This window comes from Erwinia sp. (assembly GCF_049696395.1).
Classification (GTDB): domain Bacteria; phylum Pseudomonadota; class Gammaproteobacteria; order Enterobacterales; family Enterobacteriaceae; genus Erwinia.
On sequence record NZ_JBAVTT010000133.1, the window covers coordinates 1 to 12100 of the forward strand.

Sequence of the window (12100 nt, forward strand, 5' to 3'; positions counted from 1 at the left end):
GCGAGGTGGCGTATATTACGCTTTCCTCCTTCAGAGTCAACATCTTTTTGGGAAGTTTTTCTCTGGCGATTCAGCTTCCTGAACCTCTGACCCGGTGACTCGTAAGCCGTTGTTCCGTGTCAGTGGATGCGCATTATAGGGATCCCATTTCAGAGCACAAGGCTTTTTTCGATCTTTCTATTTGGTTGCTGTATTTTCACTCTTTCCGTTTAGATCTCAGACGATCCGCACAAAATTAATGCGAAATTGCCGACAGTTATTGATCGTTAAACCCCAGGCGCACTACCCTTCAAAGATCCTATTGCAGAGAGGTAATTATGTCAGGGAACCTAAGATCGTTTAAAAACACCCGTCCACAGCTTGGCCTGCGTGTCATGGTAGATGCTTCCAGCGTAGTTGTTGGCGAAGTGAACTTACAGGACGACGTCAGCATCTGGCCACTGGTTGCTATCCGCGGTGATGTGAACCGGGTGGTGATTGGTAAACGCAGCAATATTCAGGACGGCAGTGTTCTGCATGTCACCCATAAGTCTTCTTATAACCCGGAAGGCAATCCGCTGATCGTCGGTGAAGATGTCACTGTCGGCCATAAAGCCATGTTGCATGGCTGCACCATCGGAAATCGGGTATTGGTCGGAATGGGATCAATTCTGCTGGATGGAGTAATAGTAGAAGATGATGTGATGATTGGTGCCGGGAGTCTGGTCCCACCTGGTAAACGTCTGGTGAGCGGCTACCTCTATTTAGGCAGTCCGGTAAAACAGGCCCGTAAACTGACAGAGGCCGAGGTTGCTGGCCTACTTTATTCCTCGAACAATTATGTGGTCTGGAAAGATGACTACCTTGCTCAGGAAAGCCAGACCCAACCCTGATCGTTTTCCAGTGCTTCTTTTATAGCGACTTCCGCTTCGTCTTCCAATTCCCACCGATGCGCAAGAAAACAAGGCAGCATCGCCAGTTCATTACCATAGCGGCGAACAAGTGTTTCGCCGCTAATCGCACAGGTCAGCAGAAAGCCATTCACCATGGCAGGGAAACACACAGCCTTAACTGTTTCGTCCCACCCTTCCCTGTCCGGAAACTGAATAGCCTGATTCAAGCGCTGAGCTCTGCCTTCAATACCGCAATGACGGGGGTAATATCGGGTAACTTGCCGTGCCATAAGAAGAACGAGTGAGCGGCTTGTCCCACCAGCATTCCTAAACCATCAGCCATTGCCACGGCTCCGTACTGTTGGCACCACTTCAGGAAAGGCGTTGCCGTAGCCAGATAGAACATGTCATAGCAACGAGTGCGTTCAGAAATCAGCGATGAAGATAATGCCGGGATCTCCCCACCAATTCCGCTGGAAGTGGCATTGATGATCAAATCAAAGTGTTCGTCTTCAAGTTGATCCATCGCTAGGGCTTGAATGCCACCAGCATGCTGGAACACATCCGCAAGGATCTGCGCCTTAGACACCGTCCGGTTAGTGATCGTCAGCGAACAACCAAATGACAGTAAAGGAAGGATTACGCCACGAGCGGCGCCACCTGCACCGACCAAAAGAATACGATCGCCCGGTTTGATCAACTCCAGACGTTCCAGATCAGTCAGCAAACCAATGCCGTCGGTATTGTCACCAAGCAGACGGCCATCTTCCAGTTTTTTCACCGTATTCACTGCACCTGCCAGTGAGGCCCGCTCGGTTAACTGATCAACCCGTTCGTAGGCCTGCTCTTTGAAAGGTAAGGTTACGTTAGCGCCCTTACCTCCCTGCGCCATAAATTCTGATAAAGAAGGAATGAACCCATCAACGGGCGCACAGATGCGACCATAAGGATGAGGGATGCCTGTCTGTTCAGCAAAGAGCTGGTGAATACGCGGTGATTTGCTGTGGTTGATTGGATTTCCGAAAACGGCGAAGGTTTGCATCTTATTACCTGTTATCCCTGACGAATGAGTTCGCCGGTTAAGACATCCCGGATCTGTGAAGGGTTCATCCGGCCGCCAGTGTTTCCAGCAAGTACCGGGAAGTCAGCTCCAAACTGCTGATGAACCTCGCTCGCTGAACGACAAGGTTCAAGCCCGGTCAGATTGGCACTGGTTGAAACCAGCGGTTTTCCAAAGCCCAGACAAAGGCGCTGCACATCAGGATGGTCAGAGACCCGAACGGCGAGTGAATCGAATCGACCGGTCAGCCAGCGAGGTGTTGAAGGACGGGATGGAATAACCCAAGTTACCGGGCCTGGCCACGAGGCTAACATCCTCTCCTTTTGCGCATCAGTGAGACTGAGCTCATCAATGTAGTGCTGAAGCTGAGCATAATCCGCAGCAATAAGGATCAGCCCTTTTTCCACTGCTCGCTTCTTTAAAGCCAGTAAAGCCATAACCGCTGGCTCACTATCAGGATCACACCCCAGACCGAAAACAGCCTCAGTTGGATAAGCAATGACGGCATTCTGCCGAAGGTGGGCAATACAGGCTTCTACAGAACCTGGAACGAACTCATTCTTCACTGCTAGTTCCTGCTGTTACTGGCTTACCGCAGGCTTTACTGGCGCAAGAACGCCGCAGGCCGCGAGCCGTTTTTTTCTCAATTAAAAGAGGGAAATGGCAAAACTCACACTCACCCTCGACTGGCGTGAAGTTCACGGCAAACTGACAATCAGGATAGCGTTCGCAGGCGTGGAAAGTTTTGCCATAACGTGAGCGGCGCTGAACCAGCTTCCCTTGATTGCACTGTGGGCAGGCAAGCGTCGTCGTATCTGGCTTATCGATAACTTCAGTATGTTCACATTCCGGGTAGCGACTACACCCCACAAACATGCCAAATCTTCCCTGGCGCAAAACCAGTTCCGACTGACATTCCGGGCATTGTTGTCCTTCCAGAACCTTCACTACGTTGCTATCAGCCTGACTTTTCAGGGGGCGAATGTAATCACACTCGGGATACTGCGAACAGCCGAGGAAAGCGCCGTGTTTGCCGGAGCGAATAACCAGTTCTGCCCCACACTGGGGGCAGGGTTCATTTTTTCGCACAGCGAAAAGCGCTGTTTTATTCATAACATTTCTTACACGAAGAGGATCTTCAGTGCACTATTCCTTCGTTGACGTCGAAAAGAAGTTCTTCCATCTGTTGATAAGCGTTTTCACATCCTGGGATATTAAACAGCACCATTAGCACCACCCATTTGAGATCTTCAAGATCAAACTCGATAGTATCGAGGGCCATAATACGTTCGATAACCATTTCCCGGGTTTCCAGATTCAGTACCTGGATTTGCTCCAGGAACAAAATAAAGCCCCGACAGTTAGCATCTAAACGCTGACTCTCTTCCTCGGTGTAGATACGCATAGACAGCGGATCGGTAGCCAGCAGGATCGGAGCGACAAGTCCCTCCTGATAATCTGCAAGCTTTTCCAACCAGTTCAACGCATTATAAATATCTTCACGATGAAAACCGGCATCGGTTAAATCATCAGTCAATTTATCCTGGTCAACGCGCATTTCTGCCTCGTTGTGGATATACGTTTCAAATAAGTACATTAGTACGTCGAACATGGCTTGCCCTCCTCAATCGGACATAGCCGCCGGGTACAGCTGCGATCCACCCTGCTAACTCCAACTCAAGCAGCTTAGCTACGATGGTTGGCACAGGTTGGCCGGCACGTTCAGCGACGACATCAACAGGTGTGACCTCATCTCCTACGTTAGCCAACACATCAGCAAATGGCAATGAAGTATTACCCTGCTGATGTGAATATATTGTTGAATTTGGCGTATCGGACAACCATTTGAGGTCACTTTGCAGTTGTTCCAGGATGGAATGAGGGTGTGCTGTTAATAAAGCGCCTTGTTGAATCAACCAGTGAGTCCCTTCGCTTCCAGGATTCCCAATCGCGCCAGGCAAGGCATAAACATCACGATTTTGCTCTAATGCCAGCCTTGCGGTCACCAGCGAGCCGCTTCTTAGTGTCGCTTCTACCACCAAAACACCCAAGCTCAGGCCACTGATAATCCGGTTACGTCGGGGAAAATTGTTGGCAATTGGCGTAGTAGATAAAGGAAATTCAGAAATCACCGCGCCACCACTTGCGACAATCTCCTTTGCCAGAGAAATATGCTGCCGGGGATAAAGGTGATTTAACCCGCTACCCAATACGGCAAGTGTTTTCCCTCCGACCTCCAGCGCAGCACGATGAGCGATGCCGTCTATCCCTAAAGCCAGCCCACTAGAGACAGTGATGCCACTTAACGCTAATGTCTGAGCGAAATAGCTTCCCCAATTTCTGCCATAAGGTGAGCACCTTCGACTTCCCACGATAGCAATCTGCGGTGTCAGTAGGACATCCGGGTTACCCGCAATGAAAAGAAGGGGAGGATAAGAAGCAATGTCCTTCAGGCGTTCTGGATAGCCAGGGCTGTCACAGGTCAGGAGATGATGTTGCGGCTCCTCCAGCCAGAACAGCGTCTTTTCCAGAATGGCAGGATCGTAGCTGAGAAAAGCCTGACTTTGTTCGTGATTCAACCCAGCGCGCATCAACTCATCCTTTCCCACGCAGGCAGTTTGCAGCAAGCAGGCAACTACGCTTAAACGTCGCTGGCTGCGGATCCCTGTAACGCCGGAAAGACGTAACCAAATCTCCGTTGGTGTCATGATGCATCCCTGTGAATACTGAAAAGTCCGTAAGGCTAACGTAGCGGGAATGCTGTCAATCACCGACCGAAATGTCTACAATAAGAAAGATAAATATCTACTCCCTTGAACACAGATCTGGAAAGTTATGTCAGTTTTGCAGGTATTACATTTTCCTGACGAGCGCCTGCGCATCGTTGCGAAACCCGTGAAAGAAGTGAATGCCGTTATTCAGCGCATCGTGGATGATATGTTTGAAACGATGTATGCCGAAGAAGGTATCGGGTTGGCGGCCACTCAGGTCGATATCCATCAGCGCATCATCGTGATTGACGTTTCTGAAAATCGCGAAGAACGTCTTGTGCTGATTAACCCGGAAATGCTGGAAAAAAGCGGCGAAACGGGGATTGAAGAGGGTTGCCTCTCTATTCCTGAACAGCGTGCGCTGGTTCCCCGCGCTGAAAAAGTTAAAATCCGTGCGCTGGATCGTGAAGGAAACAGCTACGAGCTGGAAGCAGATGGTTTACTGGCTATCTGTATTCAACACGAAATGGATCATCTGGTCGGTAAGCTCTTTATTGATTACCTGTCGCCAATGAAGCGTCAGCGTATCCGCCAGAAACTGGAAAAACTTTATCGCCAGACTGCTCGTGATCAAAACGAGCCTGAATAAGGGAAAAGCGTGTCTGAAGCCCTGAATATTATCTTTGCCGGCACCCCAGACTTTGCAGCGCGTCATTTAGACGCGCTGTTGTCTTCCGGGCATAACGTGGTTGGCGTGTTCACTCAACCAGACCGTCCGGCAGGCCGTGGAAACAAACTCACAGCCAGCCCGGTTAAGCAGTTGGCTGAACAACACAACCTCCCGGTTTTTCAACCTAAATCCCTTCGTCCGGAAGAGAATCAGCAGCTGGTTGCTGATTTACATGCCGATGTGATGGTGGTGGTCGCTTATGGCTTGATCCTGCCAGCGCCAGTGTTGGCAATGCCACGTTTGGGTTGTATCAATGTGCACGGTTCACTTCTGCCGAAATGGCGTGGTGCTGCACCAATCCAACGCGCATTGTGGGCTGGAGACAGCGAAACCGGCGTCACGATTATGCAAATGGACGTTGGCCTGGATACAGGCGATATGCTGCACAAACTTGCCTGCCCAATCGGGCCTGAAGATACCAGCGCCACGCTCTACAGCAAGCTGGCAGAACTGGGTCCTGAAGGTATGTTGACCACACTTTCTCAACTGGCCGACGGTACTGCCAGGCCAGAAGTGCAGGATGAAGCACTGGTCAGCTATGCTGAAAAGCTAAGTAAAGAAGAGGCGAAGCTGGATTGGAGTCTTTCCGCTGCCCAGCTGGAACGGTGTATTCGTGCCTTTAATCCGTGGCCGGTTAGCTACTTTGTTATTGACGATCAGCCAGTGAAAGCATGGAAAGCGACGGTATTGCCTCATGTTGGCAAACAACCGGGCGAGATCGTTCAGGCTGATAAGAACGGTATTCAGATTGCCACCTCAGAAGGCGTTCTGAACATTGAAGAACTGCAACCTGCCGGTAAAAAGCCGATGAAAGCGCAGGACCTGCTAAATTCCCGCCGAGAGTGGTTCACGCCAGGCAACATTCTTGCCTGATGCCTCGCCCGGCTCACTGCCGGGCAGATTTTGACATGCGATCCCTATGAAAAAAAATACCAACTTGCGCAGCATTGCTGCCCAGACTATCGAAAAAGTGGTCGAGCAGGGCCAGTCTCTGAGTAACGTGCTGCCTGCTGCGCAGAAATCGGTGGCTGATAAAGACGCTGCGCTGCTGCAAGAGCTTTGCTACGGCGTATTGCGTACCCTTCCTCAACTGGAATGGATCATTGCCCAACTGATGGAACGCCCGATGACGGGTAAGCAGCGAACCATTCACTTTCTGGTGATGGTTGGACTGTACCAGCTGATGTTTACCCGCATTCCAGCTCACGCCGCGCTGGCAGAAACTGTTGAAGGTGCCGTTTCCCTGAAACGTCAGCAGTTCAAAGGATTAATCAACGGTGTATTGCGTCAATTCCAGCGTAAGCAGGAAGAGCTGATGCAACAGATGAACGAAGGCAATCAGAAATACCTGCACCCGAAATGGCTGCTGGAGAGACTGAAGCATGCATGGCCAGAGAACTGGGAAGCTATCGTTGATGCCAACAATCAGCGCCCACCGATGTGGCTGCGAGTTAATCGTCAGCACCATAGTCGTGATGCCTGGCTGAAGTTGCTGCAGGAAACAGGGAAAGAGGCCGTCCCGCATCCTTTGCATACGGATGCTTTACGACTGGAAACGCCTTGCCCGGTTTCCCAGTTGCCAGGTTTTGACCAGGGTTGGGTGACCGTTCAGGATGCTTCAGCACAGGGATGCGTTGCCCTTCTGGATCCCCAAAATGGCGACTCTATTCTCGACCTTTGCGCAGCACCCGGCGGCAAAACCACCCATATTCTTGAAGCAGCGCCGCAGGCTACTGTGCTGGCAGTGGATATTGATGAGCAACGTCTTGCCAGGATAAATGAAAACTTGCTGCGTCTTAATATGACTGCGGAAGTTAAAGTTGGCGACGGTTGCCTGCCTGCAACATGGTGTGGCGACAGGCTGTTCGATCGCATCCTGTTAGATGCCCCCTGCTCGGCTACCGGAGTCATCCGACGCCATCCGGACATTAAATGGTTACGTCGCGACCGTGATATTCCTGAACTTGCCGCATTACAGCAACAGATCCTTGATGCTGTCTGGCCACATCTGAAACCTGGCGGAACGTTGCTGTATGCTACCTGCTCTATCCTGCCGGAAGAGAATCATCTGCAGGTTGCTGCTTTCCTTAAACGCCATGAAGATGCGATGCTGTCTGAAACCGGCGATGCCAGCCAGCCTGGTTTACAGGTCTTCCCTGCTCCGCAGGATGGCGATGGCTTCTTCTATGCAAAACTACTGAAACGATAACTGCGTCGGCCGGGGAAATGCTTTCCCGGCCAGGTTGACTCCCAACGAATCAGACTGAAGCAAATGAAAATAATCATTCTTGGCGCCGGTCAGGTCGGTGGCACACTTGCCGAAAACCTGGTTGGTGAAAACAACGACATTACCGTAGTAGACACGGATTCGAACCGTCTTCGTCAGTTGCAGGACAAATTCGACCTGCGCGTGGTGCAAGGACATGGATCTCACCCTCGCGTGTTACGCGAAGCGGGAGCTGAAGATGCCGATATGCTGGTAGCGGTGACCAATTCAGATGAAACCAATATGGTTGCCTGCCAGATAGCCTACTCGCTATTTAATACACCTAACCGTATCGCTCGTATTCGTGCCCCTGACTACATCCGGGACGGTGAAAAGCTGTTTGTCCCTGAAGCGATCCCTATCGATCATTTGATTTCTCCTGAACAGTTAGTGATCGATAACATCTACCGGTTGATCGAGTATCCGGGAGCCTTGCAGGTCGTGAACTTTGCAGAAGGCAAAGTCAGTCTGGCAGTAGTGAAGGCTTACTATGGCGGTCCTTTGGTGGGCAATGCGCTTGCTGTTATGCGCGAGCATATGCCGCATATTGATACGCGTGTGGCGGCTATTTTCCGTCAGGATCGTCCTATCCGCCCTCAGGGATCTACGATTGTAGAAGCCGGTGATGAAGTGTTCTTCATCGCTGCCAGCCAACATATTCGTGCCGTAATGAGCGAATATCAGCGCCTGGAGAAACCTTACAAGCGCATTATGATCGTCGGCGGTGGAAATATTGGGTCAGGGCTGGCCCAACGGTTGGAAAAAGACTACAGCGTTAAGTTGATAGAGCGCGATCAGCAACGTGCTGCAGAGCTGGCTGAGTTATTACAGAACACCATCGTCTTCTACGGTGACGCCTCCGATCAGGAGTTGCTTGAAGAAGAACATATCGATCAAATTGATCTGTTCATCGCCATTACCAACGATGATGAAGCCAACATTATGTCGGCCATGCTGGCAAAAAGGATGGGTGCTAAAAAAGTAATGGTGCTAATTCAGCGCAAGGCCTATGTCGATCTTGTACAAGGCAGCGTTATTGATATTGCGATCTCTCCACAGCAGGCAACCATTTCTGCATTACTGGGGCATGTGCGTAAAGCCGATATCGTTGGTGTTTCTTCATTACGACGTGGCGTTGCTGAAGCCATTGAAGCCATCGCGCATGGAGATGAAACCACTTCTCGCGTGGTTGGCAGATTGATCGACGATATCAAACTTCCGCCAGGCACGATTATTGGTGCCGTGGTTCGCGGAAATGATGTGATGATAGCTAATGATAATCTGCGCATTGAACAAGGCGATCACGTCATTATGTTCCTTACGGATAAAAAGTTTGTCCCGGATGTGGAACGCCTGTTCCAGCCGAGTCCTTTCTTCCTGTGATTTTCTACCGGTGCGATCCTGCACCGGGTGATAATTCATTTATTCAGTAATGACCGTGGAAAAAAAGCGATCGTTTGTTAGACTTAACAATTGGCACAGGAAAGGAGATAACAATGAGTTTATTCAAAGAGTTTCGCGATTTTGCAATGCGCGGCAATGTTGTCGACCTGGCGGTCGGTGTCATTATCGGTGCAGCATTCGGTAAAATCGTTTCTTCTCTGGTGGCGAATATCATTATGCCACCGCTGGGGTTACTGATTGGTGGAGTTGATTTCAAATCTTTTGGTTGGGTACTTAAGCCTGCAGTAGGTGATACACCTGCTGTCGTGATGCAGTACGGTATTTTCATTCAGACCGTATTTGACTTCGTTATCGTTGCCTTCGCTATTTTCATGGCGATCAAACTGATGAATAAGCTCCATCAGAAGAAAGAAGTTGAAAAACCTGTCGCGAAACCGAGTGCAGAAGAAACGCTTCTGACGGAAATTCGTGATCTGCTCAAGCAGCAGAACAACCAGCCCTAAATCTGGCACCGATTAGATGAAAACCGCCGATGGCGGTTTTTTTATGTCCTGAAAGCAGAAGACCAGTGGTAAAGCTGTCTTTACCACTGGCCTCCCAGTTTCCCTTCTTAGCGTGTTTGTCTTTACGCCGGAAGCTGCCTTTCCCTTTTTGATTCACTTCGATCCGGACCTTAAACAGAGGATCGTGCAGTAACGCCTCAATCGCATTATCGCGAATGACACCTTTCTTATGTTGATAACCTGACATGGGGAACTCCTTTGGTTAATGAAGGCATGAATATAGAACCCGCTGGGTAAAAAATCAATCTGCTGCAGCAATTTCCCCTTTCTCGAGCGCTTCAAGGATCGAACAGTAAACACTATTATGCGACGTCCCGCAGCAGGCATCATTCAATCGCTTCAATGAACGCTGCATATTCTGTAGTTCAGCAATCATCCCTTCAACTTCCTGCAGGCGGGACTGCACAATAGTTTTAGATTCCTGACAGGTATGATGCTCCGGATCTATGCGGATCGAAAGCAGTTCTCTGATCGCTTCAAGACTGAAGCCCAGCTGCCGGCCATAACGAATAAACTTCAACCGCTGGAGGTCATTATCGCTATAGAGACGAAATCCACCTACAGTGCGGATCTCATGATCCATCATTTGCTGCTTCTCGTAATAACGAATGGTATCCGGCGTGACGTCGGCCAGCTTAGCCAGTTGCCCAATCTTAAACATCAGTCATCTCCTTTGAATCGTTTCTGAATCTGATTACTGTAGTCGCCCCGAATAAACAAGGTACTCATCCCAGCCTGCCTGAGTTTCATTTCCAGTAAGACCAGCCGTTTAGCATGCTGTTCATATCGGTCGTCATTGGGCTCGAGTCCTGTAAGGAGCCTGTCCAGCTCAACCGCTTCCCTCCGCATTTCGAGTTCGGGAGGAAGATAGCCAGAATTTTTCATCAGACGGTAGGCTGCCCTCAAATCAGTAGGGACATGGCTGTCATCATCCAGCTCAAGCTTTTTACCGCTGCCGGGAAGATCTTCCAACTCACCCTTCTTTTGTGCTTCGGCAATATGCTGCTCTACCAACTGATCAATTAACCACATAATGAGCCCGTTGTGAGAGAGGGAGATAACAAGGATAACGCTTGAAAGGGGGAGAGGGGAATTTCAGATATAAAAAAACCGGGCAAGCCCGGTTTTTCCGTAGTGCAACAGATTACTCTGCTACAGCTTCTGCTTGAGCTTCTGGACGATCAACTAACTCGATGTAAGCCATCGGAGCGTTGTCACCAGCGCGGAAGCCACACTTCAGAATGCGAGTGTAACCACCTGCACGGCTCGCAAAACGCGGGCCGAGCTCATTAAACAGTTTTGCCACGATCTCGTTATCACGAGTACGGGCGAATGCCAGACGACGATTAGCTACGCTGTCGGTCTTGGCAAGAGTAATCAGCGGCTCAACTACGCGACGCAGCTCTTTCGCTTTTGGCAGGGTCGTCTTGATAATCTCGTGACGAACCAAAGAGCCAGCCATGTTGCGGAACATAGCCTGACGATGGCTGCTGTTGCGGTTCAGTTGACGACCACTCTTACGATGGCGCATGACCTTATCCTTCTCAGTGAAACCTTAACCTGTGATCGGTTTATTCATCAGCAATGCTAGCTGGTGGCCAGTTTTCCAGGCGCATGCCCAGAGACAGTCCACGCGAAGCCAGCACATCTTTAATCTCGGTAAGAGATTTTTTACCAAGGTTAGGCGTTTTAAGCAGCTCAACCTCGGTACGCTGTACCAGATCACCGATGTAGTGGATAGCTTCTGCCTTAAGGCAGTTAGCAGAGCGGACAGTCAATTCCAGATCGTCAACAGGGCGCAGCAAGATCGGATCGAATTCTGGCTTCTCTTCTTTAACTTCCGGCTGACGTACATCACGTAAGTCAACGAATGCTTCAAGTTGTTCTGCCAGGATGGTAGCCGCACGGCGGATCGCTTCTTCAGGATCTATAGTGCCGTTGGTTTCCATTTCGATGACCAGCTTGTCCAGGTCAGTACGCTGTTCAACACGCGCTGCTTCAACATTGTAGGCTATGCGCTCTACAGGGCTGTAGCAGGCGTCTACCAACAGACGACCGATCGGGCGCTCATCTTCTTCCGAATGAATTCGGGCAGAAGCCGGCACATAACCACGACCACGCTGAATTTTGATACGCATGCTAATCGCAGCGTTCTCATCGGTCAGGTGGCATATCACGTGCTGCGGCTTGACGACTTCGACATCACCATCATGGGTGATATCGGCTGCAGTTACAGGGCCAATGCCAGATTTATTCAAGGTGAGAATAACTTCATCTTTCCCCTGAACTCTTACCGCCAGCCCTTTCAGGTTGAGCAGGATTTCCAGGATATCTTCCTGTACGCCCTCTTTGGTGCTGTACTCATGTAGTACACCATCAATTTCAACCTCGGTCACCGCGCAACCCGGCATGGATGAAAGCAGAATACGGCGCAGTGCGTTACCAAGAGTATGGCCAAAGCCACGCTCTAAAGGCTCAAGGGTCACCTTGGCGT

General features: G+C 50.3%; 17 protein-coding genes. 6 read left to right on the top strand and 11 right to left on the bottom strand.

Translation table 11 applies throughout. The features are described from left to right. Positions 1–317: 317 nt before the first annotated feature. Positions 318–872 (top strand): gamma carbonic anhydrase family protein, encoded by a 555-nt coding sequence (locus WCC56_RS16625; protein WP_424693448.1) that lies wholly within the window; start codon positions 318–320, stop codon positions 870–872. Here WCC56_RS16625 and WCC56_RS16630 read toward each other — a convergent pair. The 6 genes from WCC56_RS16630 to dprA are packed head-to-tail and all read right to left on the bottom strand — an operon-like array spanning position 848 to position 4640. After that, positions 848–1099: a DUF1488 domain-containing protein gene (locus WCC56_RS16630; protein ID WP_424693449.1), complete on the bottom strand. Its 252-nt coding sequence runs from the start codon at positions 1097–1099 to the stop codon at positions 848–850. The genes WCC56_RS16625 and WCC56_RS16630 overlap by 25 nt on opposite strands. Beyond that, positions 1096–1914 carry a shikimate dehydrogenase gene (gene aroE, locus WCC56_RS16635; RefSeq protein ID WP_424693450.1) on the bottom strand — a complete coding sequence of 273 codons (819 nt, stop codon included), beginning with the start codon at positions 1912–1914 and terminating at the stop codon, positions 1096–1098. Before aroE ends, WCC56_RS16630 begins: the two co-directional genes overlap by 4 nt. 11 nt (positions 1915–1925) lie before the next feature. Continuing rightward, positions 1926–2498 (bottom strand): L-threonylcarbamoyladenylate synthase type 1 TsaC, encoded by a 573-nt coding sequence (gene tsaC / locus WCC56_RS16640; protein ID WP_424693451.1) that lies wholly within the window; start codon positions 2496–2498, stop codon positions 1926–1928. Further along, the gene (locus WCC56_RS16645) at positions 2488–3045 is read right to left on the bottom strand and encodes a topoisomerase DNA-binding C4 zinc finger domain-containing protein (RefSeq protein WP_424693452.1); all 558 of its coding nucleotides are present in this window, start codon (positions 3043–3045) and stop codon (positions 2488–2490) included. The genes tsaC and WCC56_RS16645 overlap by 11 nt, the downstream gene beginning before the upstream one ends. A gap of 25 nt (positions 3046–3070) precedes the next feature. Then, positions 3071–3544: a DUF494 family protein Smg gene (gene smg / locus WCC56_RS16650; RefSeq protein ID WP_265908938.1), complete on the bottom strand. Its 474-nt coding sequence runs from the start codon at positions 3542–3544 to the stop codon at positions 3071–3073. Continuing rightward, positions 3516–4640, bottom strand: a complete 1125-nt coding sequence (gene dprA, locus WCC56_RS16655) for a DNA-protecting protein DprA (RefSeq protein WP_424693453.1) — start codon at positions 4638–4640, stop codon at positions 3516–3518. Before dprA ends, smg begins: the two co-directional genes overlap by 29 nt. A gap of 127 nt (positions 4641–4767) precedes the next feature. Here dprA and def point away from each other — a divergent pair, with 127 nt between their 5' ends. The 5 genes from def (at position 4768) to mscL (ending at position 9546) form a co-directional block, all read left to right on the top strand. Continuing rightward, complete coding sequence (def, locus tag WCC56_RS16660; RefSeq protein ID WP_424693454.1) at positions 4768–5292, top strand: peptide deformylase; 525 nt, start codon at positions 4768–4770, stop codon at positions 5290–5292. Between the two features lie 9 nt (positions 5293–5301). Then, positions 5302–6246, top strand: a complete 945-nt coding sequence (gene fmt / locus WCC56_RS16665) for a methionyl-tRNA formyltransferase (protein WP_424693455.1) — start codon at positions 5302–5304, stop codon at positions 6244–6246. A gap of 46 nt (positions 6247–6292) precedes the next feature. Next, positions 6293–7582, top strand: coding sequence for a 16S rRNA (cytosine(967)-C(5))-methyltransferase RsmB (gene rsmB, locus WCC56_RS16670; RefSeq protein WP_424693456.1), 1290 nt, complete (start codon positions 6293–6295; stop codon positions 7580–7582). A gap of 54 nt (positions 7583–7636) precedes the next feature. Continuing rightward, a complete protein-coding gene (gene trkA / locus WCC56_RS16675) occupies positions 7637–9022 on the top strand; it encodes a Trk system potassium transporter TrkA (RefSeq protein ID WP_424693462.1) in 1386 nt (461 codons plus the stop codon). Between the two features lie 113 nt (positions 9023–9135). Next, complete coding sequence (gene mscL, locus WCC56_RS16680) at positions 9136–9546, top strand: large-conductance mechanosensitive channel protein MscL (RefSeq protein WP_424693457.1); 411 nt, start codon at positions 9136–9138, stop codon at positions 9544–9546. Here the strand turns inward: mscL and WCC56_RS16685 are convergent. The 5 genes from WCC56_RS16685 to WCC56_RS16705 all read right to left on the bottom strand — a co-directional run. Then, entirely contained in the window at positions 9521–9793 is a 273-nt protein-coding gene (locus WCC56_RS16685; RefSeq protein ID WP_424693458.1) for an alternative ribosome-rescue factor A, read from the bottom strand. The genes mscL and WCC56_RS16685 overlap by 26 nt on opposite strands. 54 nt (positions 9794–9847) lie before the next feature. Beyond that, the gene (gene zntR, locus WCC56_RS16690; protein WP_424693459.1) at positions 9848–10267 is read right to left on the bottom strand and encodes a Zn(2+)-responsive transcriptional regulator; all 420 of its coding nucleotides are present in this window, start codon (positions 10265–10267) and stop codon (positions 9848–9850) included. Beyond that, a complete protein-coding gene (locus tag WCC56_RS16695) occupies positions 10267–10638 on the bottom strand; it encodes a DUF1992 domain-containing protein (protein WP_424693460.1) in 372 nt (123 codons plus the stop codon). Before WCC56_RS16695 ends, zntR begins: the two co-directional genes overlap by 1 nt. A gap of 112 nt (positions 10639–10750) precedes the next feature. Then, on the bottom strand, positions 10751–11137 hold the full coding sequence (rplQ, locus tag WCC56_RS16700) for a 50S ribosomal protein L17 (protein ID WP_004160560.1): 387 nt from the start codon (positions 11135–11137) through the stop codon (positions 10751–10753). A 40-nt stretch (positions 11138–11177) separates the two neighbouring features. Next, the coding region (locus WCC56_RS16705) for a DNA-directed RNA polymerase subunit alpha (RefSeq protein WP_424693461.1) at positions 11178–12100 on the bottom strand (923 nt) is incomplete at its 5' end.